General features: G+C 50.9%; 14 protein-coding genes and 1 tRNA gene. 7 read left to right on the top strand and 8 right to left on the bottom strand.

Annotated features, from left to right (window positions below; genetic code table 11):
* Positions 1 to 109: 109 nt before the first annotated feature.
* The gene (locus tag K7P01_RS13305) at positions 110 to 679 is read right to left on the bottom strand and encodes a hypothetical protein (protein WP_267293713.1); all 570 of its coding nucleotides are present in this window, start codon (positions 677 to 679) and stop codon (positions 110 to 112) included.
* Positions 680 to 1431: 752 nt separating this feature from the next.
* Between K7P01_RS13305 and K7P01_RS13300 the strand changes: the two genes are divergently transcribed.
* Positions 1432 to 3651 carry a serine hydrolase gene (locus tag K7P01_RS13300; RefSeq protein ID WP_267293711.1) on the top strand — a complete coding sequence of 740 codons (2220 nt, stop codon included), beginning with the start codon at positions 1432 to 1434 and terminating at the stop codon, positions 3649 to 3651.
* A 63-nt stretch (positions 3652 to 3714) separates the two neighbouring features.
* Here K7P01_RS13300 and K7P01_RS13295 read toward each other — a convergent pair whose 3' ends face one another.
* On the bottom strand, positions 3715 to 4446 hold the full coding sequence (locus tag K7P01_RS13295; RefSeq protein WP_267293709.1) for a superoxide dismutase: 732 nt from the start codon (positions 4444 to 4446) through the stop codon (positions 3715 to 3717).
* A gap of 155 nt (positions 4447 to 4601) precedes the next feature.
* On the opposite strand from K7P01_RS13295, the gene K7P01_RS13290 reads away from it, so the two are divergent.
* Together K7P01_RS13290 and chrA are read left to right on the top strand one after the other, a co-directional pair.
* Entirely contained in the window at positions 4602 to 5573 is a 972-nt protein-coding gene (locus tag K7P01_RS13290; protein WP_267293707.1) for an isopenicillin N synthase family dioxygenase, read from the top strand.
* A 10-nt stretch (positions 5574 to 5583) separates the two neighbouring features.
* On the top strand, positions 5584 to 6774 hold the full coding sequence (gene chrA / locus K7P01_RS13285) for a chromate efflux transporter (protein ID WP_267293705.1): 1191 nt from the start codon (positions 5584 to 5586) through the stop codon (positions 6772 to 6774).
* Between the two features lie 6 nt (positions 6775 to 6780).
* On the opposite strand, the gene K7P01_RS13280 is transcribed toward chrA, so the two are convergent.
* The 4 genes from K7P01_RS13280 to K7P01_RS13265 all read right to left on the bottom strand — a co-directional run bounded on the left by K7P01_RS13280 (position 6781) and on the right by K7P01_RS13265 (position 9528).
* Positions 6781 to 7053, bottom strand: coding sequence for a hypothetical protein (locus K7P01_RS13280; RefSeq protein ID WP_317987617.1), 273 nt, complete (start codon positions 7051 to 7053; stop codon positions 6781 to 6783).
* A 26-nt stretch (positions 7054 to 7079) separates the two neighbouring features.
* Positions 7080 to 7937 (bottom strand): dienelactone hydrolase family protein, encoded by an 858-nt coding sequence (locus K7P01_RS13275; RefSeq protein WP_267293703.1) that lies wholly within the window; start codon positions 7935 to 7937, stop codon positions 7080 to 7082.
* A 119-nt stretch (positions 7938 to 8056) separates the two neighbouring features.
* Positions 8057 to 8132 (bottom strand) — tRNA-His (locus K7P01_RS13270).
* 55 nt (positions 8133 to 8187) lie between these two features.
* On the bottom strand, positions 8188 to 9528 hold the full coding sequence (locus K7P01_RS13265) for a dihydroorotase (RefSeq protein ID WP_267293701.1): 1341 nt from the start codon (positions 9526 to 9528) through the stop codon (positions 8188 to 8190).
* Positions 9529 to 9550: 22 nt separating this feature from the next.
* Here K7P01_RS13265 and K7P01_RS13260 point away from each other — a divergent pair, with 22 nt between their 5' ends.
* Complete coding sequence (locus tag K7P01_RS13260) at positions 9551 to 10906, top strand: DEAD/DEAH box helicase (RefSeq protein WP_267293699.1); 1356 nt, start codon at positions 9551 to 9553, stop codon at positions 10904 to 10906.
* Between the two features lie 31 nt (positions 10907 to 10937).
* Here K7P01_RS13260 and rho read toward each other — a convergent pair whose 3' ends face one another.
* Entirely contained in the window at positions 10938 to 12524 is a 1587-nt protein-coding gene (gene rho, locus K7P01_RS13255; protein ID WP_267293697.1) for a transcription termination factor Rho, read from the bottom strand.
* A gap of 276 nt (positions 12525 to 12800) precedes the next feature.
* On the opposite strand from rho, the gene serS reads away from it, so the two are divergent.
* Entirely contained in the window at positions 12801 to 14075 is a 1275-nt protein-coding gene (gene serS, locus K7P01_RS13250; RefSeq protein ID WP_267293695.1) for a serine--tRNA ligase, read from the top strand.
* A gap of 9 nt (positions 14076 to 14084) precedes the next feature.
* The gene (locus K7P01_RS13245) at positions 14085 to 15116 is read left to right on the top strand and encodes a nucleoid-associated protein (RefSeq protein WP_267293693.1); all 1032 of its coding nucleotides are present in this window, start codon (positions 14085 to 14087) and stop codon (positions 15114 to 15116) included.
* Here K7P01_RS13245 and K7P01_RS13240 read toward each other — a convergent pair.
* Positions 15113 to 15880: a tryptophan-rich sensory protein gene (locus tag K7P01_RS13240; RefSeq protein ID WP_267293691.1), complete on the bottom strand. Its 768-nt coding sequence runs from the start codon at positions 15878 to 15880 to the stop codon at positions 15113 to 15115. The two genes, K7P01_RS13245 and K7P01_RS13240, sit on opposite strands and share 4 nt — an antisense overlap.
* A gap of 133 nt (positions 15881 to 16013) precedes the next feature.
* Here K7P01_RS13240 and K7P01_RS13235 point away from each other — a divergent pair, with 133 nt between their 5' ends.
* On the top strand, positions 16014 to 18158 hold the full coding sequence (locus K7P01_RS13235) for a prolyl oligopeptidase family serine peptidase (protein WP_267293689.1): 2145 nt from the start codon (positions 16014 to 16016) through the stop codon (positions 18156 to 18158).
* Position 18159 lies beyond the last annotated feature (1 nt).

Here is an 18159-nt window from a genome sequence, read left to right as displayed (position 1 = left end):
CAACGCAACGGACCAAGTCGTCTCGAAACTTTCAATAAAAGAAGAAGCCTCCCTTGAGCATGGGGAGGCTTCTGTTTTTTAAGAATTCTGCGAATCGAATTGGAAATTCTTAGAAGTTCACCAGTTCAACTTTGTTGCTGGTGACGATCTCGAATGTCAGGGGCACGTTTGAGTCGAGCTTTGCCTGGCCCAGGTTGTAGACCATGCCGAAGCTACCGTCTACTTGCACAGTTTGTTCGTGCAGGATGGTGTGCTCGCCGTTGTAGATTCTTACCAGAACTTTTTCGCTACCGTTGTTGGCAAGGCTTACCAGGTATTTGTTCGGGTCCGCTTGCAGACGGGTAACTTTCGCGACGCTGTTGATATGGTTCTGCGTGTAGTTTACTTTCTCTACCTGGCGACCATTTTTGTCTTCCAGGATAATAGTATATTGACCTTCTTCCAGTTGGCTGAAGTTATACGGGCGAGAGAAAGACGCTACGTTATTCAATACTTCGGAGTAAACCAGCTTATTGGCTTCGTTCACAATCGAGATCTTTACTTTACCGGTACCGCTGGTTTTGTAATACACAGTGTAGGTGTTGGCAGTCGATACTACAGACAGGATGGCGGGAGAATCAGCCAGTGCTACGGCGGATGTCAGAAGGGCAAATGCTAAAACGGCGATCTTGGATTTCATATGTTGCTTTTGTGTTGTTTTGATGATACAAAGGTGCGGTGCTGCGCGGTGCCCTGCTCGTCAAAGCGGTTCTTACATGAATTCGTGTAAGGAAAAATCGCTTTTCATCCGATCAGGATTTTGTTTTACGAGAGTTGCGGTGCGAAGAATGGTTAACATTGTGTGTGCGGGCACACCAAAGGTCATTGCTCGTCTGGGGATGTGTCAAAAGAAAATTCGGTCGCTCTTGACTTTTTAAGACATTTCGGGAAGCGTTTTTTGCGCAAAAAAGGCCTTTTGCATAGAAATCACCGCAACTATTTGGGCATGGTTGACCCGGAAACTGTCTGAATCACCCCCAAATTCTGCAAAAAACGCTTGTTCGCTAGAAAAACCCGAAAAATTAGGTTGCCCGTAAACAATTCGACCCTGCAAAAACGTTAATGATCCTGACAGCGATCGCTGCCGGCTACTGGCCAGGATTCATAAGGTATTTGAACAGCGCCTGTAGTTCATGTCCCACTAAAAGAAAGGAGGTACCCATGTCTAGTCCCAAGCACATTTTATCAATCAAACGTACACTAACAATTCCAAGGTGTATCACGCATTAGGGTTGGTTAAACCTCTTGGAATTTTAGTTACGGATAAAATTTGAATGAGGATTTTTGGAATCCCCGGTCTTGTTCCTGACCGGGGATTCTTTGTTTTACGGCCGTTGGAGATGGAGGCCTTAAAAACTTTTTACTGGCGGGCGACATCTTCAGTAAAAAGTCGTGTCTATACCGAATGCTTTTCTCTTCCTTGTGTTATTGTTTGCCGTCTTCCCTGCAAACGCGCAGGTGATCTCGGGAAAGGTTACCGACCGGGCTACGCGGCAGCCCATTCCATTTGTACATGTTTCTATTCCTGAAACTGGAGAGGGTACCTTGGGCGATGAGCACGGTCATTACTCCTTGAAGCTTCTTCCTTCTGCTGCCCGCCGGCATGCTTTGATTTCATCTATTGGTTATCAGCCTGTACAAATGGCCGTGCCGTCGTTGGGTGGCGTGCTCGACATCGCGCTGCTGCCTGACACTGTATTGCTCCAGGCTGTGGAGATCACCCCCGTCAACCCCCGTCAACTGATTCAACAAGCGCTCGCACGGCTTTCACAAAATCATGGCGGAACCCGTACCCTGACTTGCTTTTATCGGTTGGCAGCACGTAAGGCTGACCACTATATACATATCTCTGAAGCTGCCTTTGAATTACACCAATCCTCCGGCGGAGAAGCGCAGCTCACGGTACTAAAAGCGCGTGAGGTTGAAGACGAACGTGCCTTTAATGGTGTAGGGATGGCCATTGGCACCAAGGTGAGCACCGTCAAGACACTCGACCTGGCGATAAACCCAAACACGTTGTTTTTTAGTAAAAGCGGTCTGCGAAAGCATGACTTCACGTATGAAGGTGTCACCCACATTGGCACGGAAGAAGTTCATGAAATATCGTTTGATCAAAAGGCCCTGATTAAAGACGGATTATACCGCGGCAGAATTTTCTTCAGCACTTCGTCGCTTGCTTTGGTACAGGTGGAATACGAGCTTAGCCCACACGGGCTACCGTATGTACAAGCCGGCAACGCTGCCGAGCGTGCGGTCTTAAAGCTCCTCAACATCCAGCTCGATGTACATCGTCAGCGAACGGTCATTCATTATCGGCCTTTCGGCCGACGCTGGTATCTCGATCACATAGCCCGTGATGAAAGCACGCGTGTCACCAGCAAGCGTTATAGCTTTGATGTCATGGTGGACGAGCGAAGTGATTTTTTGATAACACGCATCGATACCGCGGCCCAATCTTCATCCGCACAGGGTACCTCTCCCGGGCGATTCCTGGAGTCGTCTGCTGACACAAGCCGCACGTTCTGGGAAGGGTATAACACGCTGCCCTCCTCGGTAAACTATAACGCGCTGGCCGCAGACATCGAAGCGCGCAATGGCTATACGGCGTTGAAAACATCGGTACAAACAGTCTTGCGAAATTCACCTAAGCACCCTGCCTCACGCGTTGACTCTGTTTTGCGCATCTATCATCAAAAAGGAATGTTCCAGGGTGTTGCTCTCATACAATACCGCGGTCAGGTCATCCTGCATCGCGGATATGGTTACGCCGACAAGGCTTCGCAGCGTTCGCACGATACGACCACTGTCTTTCGCATCGGGTCGTTATCCAAGACCTTTACCAGCCGCATAATCGTTGCGCTGCAACAAGAAGGGCTCTTGCAATACCAGGATACCGTACAAAAGTTTTTGCCCTGGTATCCATACCCTGGCATCACACTGGAGCATTTACTCACGCATGCCTCCGGTTTGCCGAGCTATACTTCACATCCCGGTTTTATCGATTCTATACAACATGTCTATAGCCTTGAAGAGATCATTCGCCATTTTGGTTGTGAGCCTCCCCGGTTTACTCCCGGCACGGACTTCTTATACAGCAACACCGGCTACACCCTGTTGGCGCTTGTAGCAGAAAAAGTTTCGGGTAAATCTTTCCGTCAATTATTACACGAAAAAATCACAGCTCCCCTGATCTTGGCCCATACGTCGCTGGATGGACGAGAACCCTCTCTGGCCAAAGGCTACCTCTACGGTGTCGACGAACCGGCGTATGCCGTGACCAACGTAATGGGTGCGGGCGCTATCACGTCGACAGCCGCTGACTTGCTGCGGTGGAGCAATAATCAGTCTACGCCCGGGCTGGACGTACAGTTCATTCCCCGCACGTACTACCAGGACTGGGGTGTTTATTATGGCTATGGCTGGATGATCGACCGGTATCAATTTCGTGTATCGAAACATCACACTGTTTTGTTACATCCGGGAACGGACTTCAGTTTCAAAACCATGCTGGCGCATCAGCCTGACCGGGGCAACACCGTGATCTTGTTAAACAACACCGGTGAGTTTCCATTGTTTGATATAACCGACCTGATCCTGAACGAGCTAAATTGACCTATACATAAGAAAGGCCTCCACATTGCTGCAGAAGCCTTCTTTCCCTGTAAACTAATATCCTTATGCGAAGCGCTTCGCCACTTCGTCCCAGTTCACCACTTTCCACCAGTTGGCGATGTATTCCGGACGTTTGTTTTGATATTTTAAGTAATAGGCGTGTTCCCAAACATCGAGGGCAAGTAAGGGCGTGCCCTTGAAGTCGCTGGAGTCCATCAACGGGTTGTCCTGGTTCGGTGTCGAGCCGATCTTTAGCTTGCTGCCGTCTTTTATGAGCCAGGCCCAGCCTGAGCCAAATCGTTTGGTCGCTGCTTCGTTAAATTGTTCTTTAAATTTATCGATGGAGCCGAAAGAGCTGTTGAGCGCGTCTGCCAGCTTGCCGCTGGGTGCCGCCGCGCCCGGCTTCATTGATTCCCAGAAGAAGTTGTGGTTCCACGCACCGCCGCCGTTGTTTCGCGCTTTGTCAGAAAGCCTGGAGGCGTTCGCAAAGAAATCTTTTTCTGAAGCGTAGGTGATTTTCTCTGCCACGATCGCTTCGTTTACATTCTTAATATAGGTAGCGTGGTGTTTGGTGTAGTGAATTTCCATGGTCTGTGCGTCAATGGAAGGCTCGAGTGCATTGTAAGCATACGGCAAAGCGATCTGTGAGAACTGGACGGCGGCAACTCCCGTGGCGGGTACCGTCGCGGCGGGAGCAGATCCGGCAAGGGCGTCAAGGGCCAGGGGTGCACCGATGGCGGTGATCGCCGTCGCCTTTAAAGTACGTTGTACAAATTCTCTACGGGTTGTTTTCATATGATCAGTACTTTTAAAAATGAAGGAACAGTTGGTTGTGTAATAAATCATGCCAGAGAAATCGCATTTCTTTATAAGGCTGGATTTTCCTGTCCGCGAAATTTAGACAAAAATATTTAGCTTGCGGCGTACCACTCATGTAACCAGTTACAGTTATGGCAGAAGTTCTTTACGATCAAATACCCTCCCTCGACCTGGCCGATTTTTTGTCAGGCGACAGCGGAAAAAAAGCCAATTTTGTAGCCACGCTCGGCGAAGCTTATCATAATATCGGGTTTGTCGCCATTCGCAATCACTATCTGACGGATGCCGCGCAGCAATCGCTTTACGCTGCCATTCAGCAGTTCTTTGCGTTGCCGGACGATGTTAAGAAAAAATACGAGCGTGCGGAGCTGGCCGGTCAACGGGGCTATATTGGTAAGGGTAAAGAACATGCCAAAGGCCGTAACACCGGCGACTTAAAAGAATTTTACCACGTGGGCCAGGAACTGCCCGAGGAAGAGCGACAACGTGAAAACTATCCTGCGAATATTTGGCCCGCCGAGTCGCCTGCATTAAAGACGGTCGGCATAGAGGTGTATCGCGCCCTGGAAAAAACCGGTCTTGCTATGCTACGGGCTATTGCGTTATACCTGAAACTGCCAGAAAACTACTTTGACGATAAGGTAAAGCACGGTAACAGCATTCTGCGCCCGATCCACTACTACCCTATTGAAAATCCAGATGCCGTACCGGCAGACGCGGTACGTGCTGCCGAGCACGGCGACATCAACCTTATTACTCTGCTAATGGGTGCCAGCGCCGACGGCCTTCAGGTATTGCGCCGCGACGGTAAGTGGATACCTATTACTGCACTGCCAGACCAACTTGTAGTAAATGTAGGCGACATGCTGGAGCGACTCACCAATAAATACCTCAAGTCGACGATACACCGCGTCGTCAATCCGCCGCGTGCGCTGATGAACACACCGCGTTACTCTATACCTTTCTTTATGCACCCGCGCGCCGACATGAGCCTGGCCGCGTTAAACAGTTGCGTAGACGCCGCTAATCCCAAACAGTGGGAGGATATTACAGCCGGGGAATTTCTCGACCAACGTCTGCGCGAGATTGGCTTAAAGAAATAATAGGCTGCACATGATCCGGAATGTGCGCTACTATATCTTTTTAAAAGATGTGCTGATGCTGGCGGTCACTACGTTTGGTGGTCCCCAGGCACACTTAGCGCATTTCCAAAAGATACTCGTGGACAAGCGCCAGTATCTATCGGAGGAAGAACTACTCGAGATCAACTCGCTCTGTCAAATCCTGCCCGGCCCGACCTCTACGCAGACGTTGACGGCTATCGGCTTTAAGATCGGCGGTCCCAATCTCGCTTACCTCACCCTCATTCTTTGGATATTGCCCGGCGTGACCTTCATGACGTTGGCCGCCATGATGATGTCAAGCATCGAACAGAAAAATTGGTCGACTGAGTTTACGCGCTTTATTCAGCCCATGGCGGTTGGCTTTGTCAGCTATGGTGCCTATACGATCAGCGTCAAAACGATTCATACAAAAACGGGTGTGGCGTTGATGATCCTCGCCGCGGTGCTTTCGTATTTTATTCAGACTCCTTTTATCTTTCCCATCGTGTTGCTTTGCTCCGGCTTGCTGACCGCGTTAAAGTATAAAGCGCAACCGAAGGAGGAAAAGACAAAGATCATTATACCCTGGGCTAATTTTTTATTATGGGCCGGTGTATTGATTGGAGCGGCAGCGTTAGGGGGTATAACAAAGGCATTGCCGGTGCGACTGTTCGAGAACTTCTATCGTAACGGTAGCCTGATCTTTGGCGGAGGCCAAGTACTGACACCCCTGCTGTACACCGAGTTTGTACAATACGCGCCTAAACAATATCTGTCGTCGGAAGAGTTTCTGTCAGGCTATGCCGTGGCGCAATCTTTACCCGGGCCGGTATTTTCGTTCAGCGCGTATATCGGTGCGCTCTCCATGCGTGAATACGGCACGGCTGGCGAGCTCGTCGGGGGCTTTGTCGCCGCGCTCGGCATTTTCTTGCCGGGTACATTCCTGATCTTTTTTGTGATACGTTTCTGGGAAAGCCTAAAGAAATACCGCGCCGTACGTGCTTCCCTGGAAGGGATTACAGCTGCGAGTGCCGGACTGGTAATTGCTTCGGCTGTTATTCTATTTCAACCACTAGAAAATACGGTGATGAATTTTGCCGTTACCATCATTACGTTCGCCCTGCTGGCGTTTACGCGGGTGTGGTCGCCGCTGATTATTTTAGGGGGGCTACTGCTCGGCTTCTTATTGCGATACGTTTAATAACCTTTAGAACATATCACACGGCAGCATGATCTGGTCTGAATAGAATTTCATGCGCGTGTGTTTCATATCGAGGGGAATTATTTTCTCAATAATGGTATTCTTGTGCCTAACGAAGACCTCCACATAAAAATTGCCGATCAGATAGAGATTAATCTTATATGAATAGTAGCGAATGGCCATGATGAATGTACCATGCTCATACAAAAGATCGATCTTATCCTCCAGCGTCAGTTTCTTATATTCCGGCCACACAATCATGGCATGAACATAGTCCAAAAAAAGCCGGAAGGCAACGTTGTTTGTTAGCGAAGTTTTTCGTTAAAGAAGTCGATCGTGCGTTTCCACGCAAGCTTAGCCGCGTCGGCGTTGTAGCGCGTCGGCGCAGTATCGTTGTGAAAGGCGTGCTGCGCGCCCGGGTACATATATACCTGGTATGTTTTACCGGCCTGCTTCAACGCTCCTTCATACGCTGCTATACCGGCATTCACACGCTCGTCCATTTCGGCATAGTGTAATTGCAGTGCTGCGTGAATCTTCGGTACATCCGCCGCATCGGGTTGCCGGCCATAAAATGCAACCGCTGCTAATAAATTCGGTACCTGCACCGCCAGGTTGCTGACCATCGCACCACCCCAGCAAAAACCGACGCATCCGTATTTACCATTACTATCGGCTTGCGTTCCGAGGTACTCAAACGCTTTCGCAAACGACGCAATCGTCTTCGGCATATCGAGTTGCTGAAACATGTCGCGCGCTTTATCCGCGTCGGTGGGAGTTCCTCCCAGTGGCGAAAGTGCATCAGGTGCGAGCGCGACAAATCCTTCCAGCGCAGCGCGGCGTGTCACATCTTCAATGTGTGGATTCAATCCGCGGTTCTCGTGAATGACTACCACGCTACCATAACGGCCCTGCTTTTTCGGTCGTGCGATATAAGCACGCATGAGCCCTGCTTCCGAGGGATATGAAATATAGCCGGTCGTCAGCCGATCATCCTGTATGGCGGTCGTGGCGGCATGTGCATAGTTTACTTCCAGTAGTGGCAGGATGGAGAGCGCGGCGGCGGTACTACCGGCCAGTGTTGTCAGGCGACGCATAAACTCTTCACGCGATAATGGCTTATGGGTATACTCGTCAAAGAGGTTGATGATACGTTGGTCCATAGCAAAGGGGGGTTGTTATAGACACGAGATACCGCTTTCCAGATTCAAAAGCCACCGGATTTCTATGAAAGGAAAAGGCTGCAAAACAAAAAACCCCTCGTATGAGGGGTTTATCTTTTGGGTGAAAGACGGGGCTCGAACCCGCGACCCCCAGAATCACAATCTGGTGCTCTAACCAACTGAGCTACATCCACCGTTTAAGGACTGCAAATGTAGCGAGGTTAGCCGAATTTGCAAAAATGATTTTACGTCATTTTCGATCAAAGAGCAGCCGCTGACCCATGGTCGACTCGTCCAGCGTGCCATCAGCATACGCCAGGTGCCCGGATACGAAAGTGTGCGTAACGGCCGCCTGGAAGGTGACCCCCTCCAACGGCGACCAGCCGCATTTCGAGCGGATGTTTTCTTTGCTGACCGTCCACGGTTTATCCAGGTCGACCAGCACCAGGTCGGCAAAATACCCTTCACGAATAAAACCACGCTTTTCGATCTGAAAGAGAATAGCGGGGTTATGGCTCATTTTCTGCACCACCTTTTCGATGGTGATCCGCCCCTGGCGACAGAACTCCAACATTGCGACCAGGCTGTGCTGCACTAACGGTCCACCCGACGGCGCCTTGAAATACGTGTTTTGTTTTTCTTCCCAGGTGTGGGGGGCATGGTCTGTGGCGATCACGTCCAGATGATCGTCGAGCACGCCCTGGAATACTGCCTGCTGGTCGTGTCGGGTCTTGACCGCCGGGTTCCACTTAATGCGTGTGCCCAGTGTCTTATAGTCCGTTTCGTTAAACCACAGGTGGTGAATGCAGGCCTCTGCAGTGATTTTTTTCTGTTCGAGGGGTATGGTGTTGTCAAACAATTCCAGCTCGCGTGCCGTCGAGATGTGCAGTATGTGCAGGCGCGTGCCATGTTTTTTGGCCAGCGCCACGGCGGCCGAAGATGATTTATAACAGGCCTCGGCACTGCGGATGAGCGGGTGACATTCGATCGGAATCTCCTCGCCGTACTGCGCTTTGTAGTCGGCCGAATTCTTGCGAATAGTCGCTTCGTCTTCGCAGTGGGTGGCGATGATGGACGGGAACCGTGAGAAGAATCCCTCCAGGGCGGTTATATCGTCTACCAACAGGTTGCCTGTAGAAGAGCCCATAAAGATCTTCAAACCACATACGCGGCGGATGTCGGTCTTCATCACCTCCTCGAGGTTGTCATTGCCAGCACCAAGGAAGAACGAATAGTTAGCCAACGAGGTACGCGCAGCAATTTGGTATTTGTCTTCCAACAGTGCCTGCGTGAACACCGGCGGATTGGTGTTGGGCATTTCCATAAAACTGGTAACTCCGCCCGCTACCGCTGCGCGCGATTCGGTAAAGATAGTAGCTTTGTGTGTCAGGCCGGGTTCACGGAAGTGTACCTGGTCGTCTATTGCACCGGGTAACAAATAACGGCCGTTGGCATTAATGACCGTATCAGCCTTAACAGAAGACAGATCTTTGCCAATGGTTTCGATGTGTTGCCCTTTAATCAGCACATCGCCCTGAAAGACCTTGCCTTCGTTGACTATATTTGCATGCAGGATCAGTGTAGTTTTCATCGCCCCAAAAATAAAGTAAAACGTGCCAGCCATTACATCTTTCGAAGAATTTAACCTCAACAAACAGCTGCTGCAGGCAGTGGCTGATCTGGGCTTTGAGCACCCTACCGAGATTCAACAGAAAAGTATTCCACTGATCCTGGGGGGACAGGAGGTGATCGGCATCGCCCAGACCGGCACAGGCAAGACCGCAGCCTATATGCTGCCCTTGCTCATGAAGGTAAAATATGCGCAAGGTACGGAGCCGCGGGCTGTCATCCTGGCGCCGACCAAGGAGCTAACCGTACAGCTAGCCGACCATGCGAAGCTGCTGGCAAAATATACTGACTTACGCATATTGCCTATTTACGGTGGCACGGGGCCCAAAATCCAGATCGAGGCCATTGAACAGGGTGTTGACATCCTGGTTACTACGCCGGGGCGCTTCATGGAGCTTTACCTGCGCGGCAATCTGCCGGTGAAACACATCAAGACGCTGGTGCTGGACGAAGCCGACCGGATGATGGACATGGGTTTCATGCACCAGCTGCGCAAAATCTTTGAAGTTGTCTCGCACAAACGGCAGAACTTGCTTTTCTCCGCGACGTTCTCCGAACGTGTGGAGCGGCTGTCGGCAGAGTTCCTGGAATTCCCGATAAAGATCGAAGTAACACCTCAGGCAACACCGGCGGTGCAGGTAGCGCAAGAGATGTATCGTGTACCGAATCATAAAACGAAGCTCAATTTCATCGAACACCTGTTACTGAAGAAAGACGAGCTAACACGTGTCATGATCTTTACGCGCTCGAAAGATAGCGCCAACGACCTGTTCCGTTTTATAGCCGACACACACCTGGGGCCTGCACGGGCCATTCACTCCAACAAAGACCAGAACACACGCATCAACGCGATGAACGATTTTCGCGAAGGCAAGTTGCGCGTGCTGGTGTCGACCGACGTCACGGCGCGTGGGATAGACGTTGCCAATGTGTCGCACGTGATAAACTTTGACGTGCCGGTGCTGTATGAAGACTATGTGCACCGCATCGGCCGCACGGGCCGGGCGTTTCAGGAGGGCAAGGCGATTACCCTTGTGACCGAAGCCGAAGAATATCACATTGAGAAAATAGAAAAGCTGATCCGCGCCAAAATACCGGTGCTGGAACTACCGGAAGGTGTAAAGGTCGAAAAGACGCCATACCAGGAACAACAGTCGATCGCACGTACACTGGACGACCAGCGCAAGAAAGACGACCCGACCTTTCAGGGTGCGTTTCATGAAAAGAAAGAGGCGCAGAAACAGGCGGGCAGGCCAAAGACCGGCAGCCAGCCAAGAACGGGCAAATCTAAAAACGAAGAGACTCCGAAAAAGGGTGGATATAAAAAAAGGACGCGCTAGACGTCCTTTTCTTATCGGTATGAGGAATTTATTATCCGTTCATGGATGCCAGGAACTCCTCATTGTTGCGTGTTCCTTTCATTTTCTGTTGCAGGAATTCCATCGCTTCTACTGAGTTCATGTCGGCCATGAATTTGCGCAGGATCCACACGCGCTGCAAGTCTTCATGTTTCATCAACAGATCTTCACGACGTGTGCCTGAAGCCGGTACATCCATCGCCGGGTAAACTCTGCGGTTGGCGAGCTTACGGTCGAGCTGGAGCTCCATGTTGCCGGTACCTTTAAATTCTTCGAAGATCACTTCGTCCATTTTCGAACCGGTGTCGATCAGGGCTGTCGCGATGATGGTGAGCGAGCCACCGTTTTCAATCTTGCGGGCCGCACCGAAGAAACGCTTCGGTTTGTGCAGTGCATTGGCGTCCACACCACCCGACAGGATCTTACCGGAGGAAGGTACAACGGTGTTGTATGCACGTGCCAGACGCGTCAGCGAGTCGAGCAGGATCACCACGTCGTGACCACACTCTACCATGCGCTTCGCCTTTTCCAATACGATGCTGGAAACTTTTACGTGGCGTTCCGCCTGTTCGTCGAAGGTAGACGCTACTACTTCGGCCTTTACGCTGCGCGCCATGTCGGTAACTTCTTCCGGGCGCTCGTCGATGAGCAACACGATGAGGTATACTTCGGGGTGGTTTTCCGCGATGGCGTTTGCAATGTTTTTCAACAAGACGGTTTTACCCGTTTTCGGTTGCGCTACGATCATACCCCGCTGTCCTTTACCAATGGGTGAGAACAAGTCGAGAATACGCGTAGACATATTATCGGGTGTTGTGCTGAGTCTCAGCTTCTGCTCGGGGAAGAGCGGCGTGAGATATTCGAACGCGACACGGTCGCGAATCTCTTCGGTAGTCTTTCCGTTTACAGATTCTACTTTCAGCAGCGCGAAGTATTTCTCGCCTTCTTTCGGAGGGCGAATAAAGCCTTTTACGGTATCGCCTGTTTTCAGACCAAACAATTTGATCTGCGACGGCGAAACATAAATATCGTCAGGGCTAGCCAGGTAGTTGTAATCGGAAGAGCGCAGGAAGCCGTAGCCATCTTGCATGATCTCCAACACACCTTCGTTGCTGATGGCACCGTCGAACTCGCGGATGTTCGCGCGTGGCTGGTGTCTCTCTTCGCGGCTAAGGCGATCAGGACGTGGCTCTTCGTTGATGATAATATTTTCTATATCGGCATCTGACGTGTCATCGAAGTTCGAAGTAGCGGGGCTATCAAAGTTGATGTTGATAGAATCAAGCAATTCGTCAGAGGTGAATTCACTATCGGCTTTTGGTGTCGCCGCGGTGGGAGGCGCTACGTTTTCACGGCGACGGGGACGCATTTTACGTTCAGTGGCGGCAGATGCATCGGCAGATTCGACCGCAGGAGCAGAGGCGGTGGCAGGGGCTGATTTTTTGGCGGGAGTCTTTTCACCCGATACAGCCTGTTGATCGAGGATTTTGTAGATAAGGTCTTGCTTGGACAGCTTCTTGGCGTTTTTAACGCCCATATCTTCCGCAATTTCCTTCAATTCTGAAAGGAGCCTGACATTCAGGTCATCAATAGTGTACATGGGAATGGGAAATGGATTGAATTTTTTATTAAAAATGATTGAATACGTTGCTCAGCACCATGGCTGTATGGTAACAGGGTAAACAGATGAAATACAGGACAAAAATTTGATTAAAAATTCCGGATTTATTCAGAGGGCTGGAGATAAAAGCCGAACGACCCTGCAAGTATAGCCGAAAATTGAAAATTATCAAACGGTTAAAAATATTTTCTTCACGTGAAAACCCTGCTGGACGATCAAAAAACCTATTTTTGATCCTCTAAAAAATCATACACAATGTTACAGGTAGCAGCGATCCGCGAACAAACCAACACCATCCTGGAAGGCTTACGAAAACGTAATTTCAAGGATGGGGAAACACTGGTTCGCGCGGTACTCGAGAACGATCAACGTCGTCGTGATACTCAAAAAGCACTCGACGAGCTCAAAGCAAAGTCAAACGCCGATGCCAAGAAGATTGGCGAGCTGATGAAGTCGGGCCAATCCGCAGACGCTACCGCACTGCGCGCGGCTGTAGCCGCGGACAAAGAAAACGTGAAAAACCTGGAAGCATCGTTCGAAGAGTTTGATCAGAAACAACTCGAACTGTTGTATAAAATCCCCAATATACCCCATTCGAATGTTCCCGCAGGTGTCGGCGCCGAAGACAACGTGACGGTATACCAGCACGGCATGGTACCGACCTTGCCGGCCGACGCACAGCCGCATTGGGAACTTATCAAGAAATACGACATCATCGACTTTGACCTGGGTACCAAAATCGCCGGTGCAGGATTCCCGGTATACAAAGGCAAAGGCGCTCGTTTGCAGCGTGCTCTCATCAACTTCTTCCTGGATGAAGCCGTGAGCCAGGGCTATCGCGAAATACAACCACCCATTGTGGTGAACGCAGATTCCGGCTATGGTACCGGCCAGCTGCCGGATAAAGAAGGCCAGATGTACTTTGTAAACGAAGATGGTCTGTATTTAATTCCCACGGCAGAAGTACCCATTACGAACCTATACCGAGACGTTATTCTCGGCGACAACGAACTGCCCGTCAAAAACGCAGGCTATACGCCGTGCTTCCGCCGCGAGGCCGGCAGCTGGGGCGCGCATGTGCGCGGGCTCAACCGCCTGCACCAGTTCGACAAGGTGGAGATTGTACAAATCCGCAAGCCGGAGGAATCATACGAAACGCTCGAAATCATGTGCGCACATGTACAAGGCTTGTTAGAGAAGCTCGAGCTTCCCTACCGCAAGCTGTTGCTCTGTGGCGGTGACATGGGCTTCGGCTCGGCCATGACCTACGACCTGGAGGTATTCTCCGCGGCGCAACAGCGCTGGCTGGAGGTAAGCTCGGTGAGCAACTTCGAAACGTTCCAGGCAAATCGCCTGAAGCTTCGCTACAAAAATAAAGAAGGCAAAATGCAATTGCTGCACACCCTGAACGGTAGCGCACTGGCGTTGCCACGCATCGTGGCCTCTATTCTGGAAAATAACCAAACACCGGAAGGCATTCGGATTCCGAAGGTGCTGGTGCCATATACTGGTTTTGACCTAATTGCGTAGGCGGAAGGCATGATCAATATAGCACTCAGCTCGCTGCAGCAGGTCGCTGCGCATTTCGTAGGCAACAACGCTAACGGCGACCCGTTGAAATTATCAGAGGGTCCGTTCGAGCTGCAAGATGATCATCTTGTCAGCTTACTACGATCGTACTTCCTATCAGGTTTTACGACGCCGGAGTTTTATTCGTTTACCTTCTCCAATGAGGATTTTACGCTCAACCCGCTTTACCGGTTTGCCAGCGATATCTTTGATGATCCGTATTCGCTGTTTGATAACTCCATTAACATCGCCAAGCATCTCTTCGGCGCGACACAGCACCCTAACATCAAAGCGGGCGAGCTGTACGTAGCCTACGTCAAAGGCATCGAAGTAGATCACGAGCTATTCAATGGTGTAGGCATCTTTAAAACTGAAAATAAAGAGAACTACCTCAAGCTGACGCGCGATTTCGAGCTCTATACCGACGAAGGCACCAACGTGCGCAAGCTGGATAAAGGCTGTATCATCCTTGACACCGAGCGGGGGTCGGGCTTTAAAGTAATGGTCGTCGACAACAAGTCAGACGCTCATTTCTGGAAACATGATTTCCTGAATGTCAAGCCGCAATCGGATGCATTTCATCATACCAGCAACTTCATGAACATGACGCGGCAGTTTGTATCCGAGCAACTGTCAGAAGAGTTTAACGTGTCGAAGGCTGAAAAAATCGATCTTCTCAACCGATCCGTAGATTTCTTCAAGTCAAACGAAGAGTTTAGCAAAGCCGAGTTCGAGACGAGTGTGCTGGGTGACGCCGACGTGATCGAGTCCTTCCGTAATTACGGTAAGAACTTTATGGCCGAAAACGAATTCGACGCCATGGATCAGTTTGAGATCTCGGTTCAGGCGGTGAAGCGCCAGGCCAAAGTTTTTAAGACGGTGCTCAAGCTGGACAAGAACTTTCACATCTATATTCACGGCAATCGTGAACTAATCGAAAAGGGATTTGACGAAGTGCAAGGGAAGCACTATTATAAACTTTACTTCGATAGCGAAAGCTAAGCACGACCGGTCTTGATTTCTCCTGTTTTGCGTGAGAGTGCGATAAACGCAGCGCCCAGCGCCAGCACAAGCATCATGGCGGTATAGATCAAGCCCGTGAACTCGGTGTGGCGCCAGCGCAGGTAGATGCCCAGCAGGGCCCACATCACCACCAGTATAAATGCCGGCACATTATACCGCCACGCCATAAAGAATGCCAGTGAGGCGGCTGCGATCATCATCACGACGGTCCATGCCTGTGGCGATAACGGACCGCCTTGCCATCGAACCGATACCAGCAGTGCGGCGACATTGGCCATGGTCGCCACGCAAATCCACGCCAGGTAACAAACAAATGAAAGCCGAATAAAGGTCTTTTCCTTCCAGTCGGCCAACCGTGCGCTGTAAATTGTGACAAAGATGCGGGCCAGCACGGTGAGCAGCATCAACATAATCAACACCGACACCTCGATAAACAGGTAATGCCACACGAGGATCCACGCCATGTTAAGCACATTGGTGCCGACGAACCATGGCAATACCTGTTGTACCACCGATAAATGCCGGCGATTCCAGGCCAGGGCCACAAAACCCACCAGCAACAGATAGATGACATTCCAGATGAGGAAGGTCGTTCCGTCGGGTGTGAAAAGGCTGGGATAGCGGTTGGATACTTGCCCTGTATTCAATCCATTGATCGGCAGAAGGTTTGCCAGGGCATTGACGGCGATCGTTCCGGCGAAAGAAACGATGGCCAGGCCGGCCAGAAGTTTTTGCTTGCTCATACAGGAGGTTATCTATACTACAGATATCCTACCAGAAAGAAATAGTGCCTGCCGGTTTGGCCGATTACCAAACTTGTCTTGGGGAATTCATTCCGCAGCGTTACTTTGAGTGCCAATACCATTAACCCCGACCATGAAGACTTTTATCATCCCGATCGCTGCGTGCCTGGCTTTTTCCATCACAGCCTGTACACCCGGCAAAGAAGAACATACTGATTCCATGAAATATCCTCAAACAAGAAAAGTAGACACCGTTGACACCTATTTCGAAACAGCCGTAGCAGATCCGTACCGCTGGCTGGAAAACGACACCGCACGGGAGACGGGCGAGTGGGTTGAAGCACAAAACGAAGTAACCGCGAGCTACCTTTCCAAGATACCGTATCGCGATGCGATCAAAAGCCGCCTCCGCGAAGTATATAACTACGAACGGTTGGGCACGCCCTTCCGCAAAGGCGACTACCTGTACTTTGCCAAGAACGACGGCCTGCAAAACCAAAACGTATATTACCGCAAGAAGGGCGAAAATGGCGCCGCCGAAGTATTTCTCGATCCCAATACCTTTTCTGCCGACGGCACAACGAAACTCGCCGGCCTGAGTTATACAAACGACGGATCGCGCCTGGTATACCTGGTCTCTCGCAGTGGCTCCGACTGGAACGACGCCATCGTCATTGACGCCGTGTCTAAACGTGTATTGGAAGACACGCTACACGACTTGAAGTTTGCCTCCATCGCGTGGAAGGGCAACGACTCGTTTTATTACACGGCATACGACAAGCCAGAGGGCAGCAAGCTGCTGGCCAAAGCTGAAAATCAAAAATTGTATTACCACCGCGTCGGCACACCGCGCAGCGAAGATGTATTGATCTTTGGCGACGACAAAAATCCGAAGCGTTACCTCGACGCCCTGGTTACTGAAGACGAGCGGTTCCTCGTAATCGTCGCTACCAACGGCACATCGGGTCAGGAGTTGTACATCAAAGACCTGAACGACGCCGGCAGCAAGATCGTCACCCTGGTGGGCGACCAGGATAACGACCACTCCTTTGTCGAGAACGTAGGCTCGAAACTATATATCCAGACAAATTACAAAGCGCCTAACAACCGGCTGGTCATAGCAGACATTTCTGCCCCGTCCAAAGAACATTGGAAGGACCTGATACCCGAAACAAAAGACGTAGCTGCCTTCAGCTCCATTGGCGGCAAGCTGTTTGCCGAATATACCGCAGACGTAAAGTCGCTCATCAAGCAATTTGACCTGAACGGCAAGTTCGAGCACGACGTAGCACTGCCCGGCATTGGCGCTGCCGGCTGGGGTGGTGGAAAGAAAGACGCGAAAGAAGTGTTCTACAGCTTCACGTCGTTTCTCTACCCCACGACCATCTTCCGCTATGACATCGCCGGCGGCAAATCGACACTCTATGCACAACCCAAGGTGAACTTCAACGCCGACGACTACGAAATGAAGCAAGTGTTTTACACGAGCAAGGACGGTACAAAAGTGCCGATGTTCATCGTACACAAACGCGGCCTGACGCTGGACGGCAAAAATGCTACCCTGTTGTATGGCTACGGTGGCTTTAACATTTCGCTGACACCGGTCTTTTATCCCTCCCTGCTGGTATGGCTCGAGAACGGCGGCGTCTATGCGCTCCCCAACATTCGCGGGGGTGGCGAGTACGGCGAAACCTGGCACAAGGCCGGCACCAAACTGCAAAAGCAGAACGTCTTCGACGACTTTATTGCGGCCGCTGAATACCTCATCAAAGAAAAGTATACGTCCGCCGATCATCTCGCCATCAAAGGTGGTTCCAACGGTGGGCTTCTGGTGGGCGCGTGTATGACCCAACGTCCCGACTTGTTTAAAGTAGCATTGCCGGGTGTGGGTGTCATGGACATGTTGCGTTACCATCAGTTCTCGGCTGGCCCGGGATGGGCGCCTGATTACGGCATGGCAAGCGACTCAAAAGAAATGTTTGACTACCTGAGAGGGTATTCACCGCTTCATAATATCAAGGCTGGTACGCGTTATCCGGCCACGATGGTGAACACGGCTGATCATGACGACCGTGTGGTGCCTGCCCACTCCTTTAAATTCGCGGCGACGCTGCAAGAATATCATGCCGGCGAAACACCGGTGTTGATCCGCATTGACACGAAGTCCGCCCATGGCGCATCGAACCTGTCGAAGGCTATCGATCTCGACGCCGATCAATTTGCCTTCAGCTGGTACAACATGGGTGTCGTGCCGCCGCTCGCTAAAAAAGATATGTAAA

It is taken from the genome of Parachryseolinea silvisoli (assembly GCF_021190955.1).
GTDB classification, from domain to species: Bacteria; Bacteroidota; Bacteroidia; order Cytophagales; family Cyclobacteriaceae; genus Ohtaekwangia; species Ohtaekwangia silvisoli.
The sequence above is the reverse complement of the archived record's forward strand: the minus strand, read 5'-3'. Positions and strand labels throughout refer to the sequence as shown.

Excerpts from the sequence above, each read along its gene's own strand:
- chrA (WP_267293705.1), top strand. The coding sequence starts at position 5,584 with ATGATCCGGAATGTGCGCTACTATATCTTTTTAAAAGATGTGCTGATG.
- rho (WP_267293697.1), bottom strand. The coding sequence starts at position 12,524 with ATGTACACTATTGATGACCTGAATGTCAGGCTCCTTTCAGAATTGAAG.
- K7P01_RS13295 (WP_267293709.1), bottom strand. The coding sequence starts at position 4,446 with ATGAAAACAACCCGTAGAGAATTTGTACAACGTACTTTAAAGGCGACG.
- K7P01_RS13305 (WP_267293713.1), bottom strand. The coding sequence starts at position 679 with ATGAAATCCAAGATCGCCGTTTTAGCATTTGCCCTTCTGACATCCGCC.
- K7P01_RS13275 (WP_267293703.1), bottom strand. The coding sequence starts at position 7,937 with ATGGACCAACGTATCATCAACCTCTTTGACGAGTATACCCATAAGCCA.
- K7P01_RS13290 (WP_267293707.1), top strand. The coding sequence starts at position 4,602 with ATGGCAGAAGTTCTTTACGATCAAATACCCTCCCTCGACCTGGCCGAT.
- K7P01_RS13265 (WP_267293701.1), bottom strand. The coding sequence starts at position 9,528 with ATGAAAACTACACTGATCCTGCATGCAAATATAGTCAACGAAGGCAAG.
- K7P01_RS13245 (WP_267293693.1), top strand. The coding sequence starts at position 14,085 with ATGATCAATATAGCACTCAGCTCGCTGCAGCAGGTCGCTGCGCATTTC.
- serS (WP_267293695.1), top strand. The coding sequence starts at position 12,801 with ATGTTACAGGTAGCAGCGATCCGCGAACAAACCAACACCATCCTGGAA.
- K7P01_RS13240 (WP_267293691.1), bottom strand. The coding sequence starts at position 15,880 with ATGAGCAAGCAAAAACTTCTGGCCGGCCTGGCCATCGTTTCTTTCGCC.
- K7P01_RS13235 (WP_267293689.1), top strand. The coding sequence starts at position 16,014 with ATGAAGACTTTTATCATCCCGATCGCTGCGTGCCTGGCTTTTTCCATC.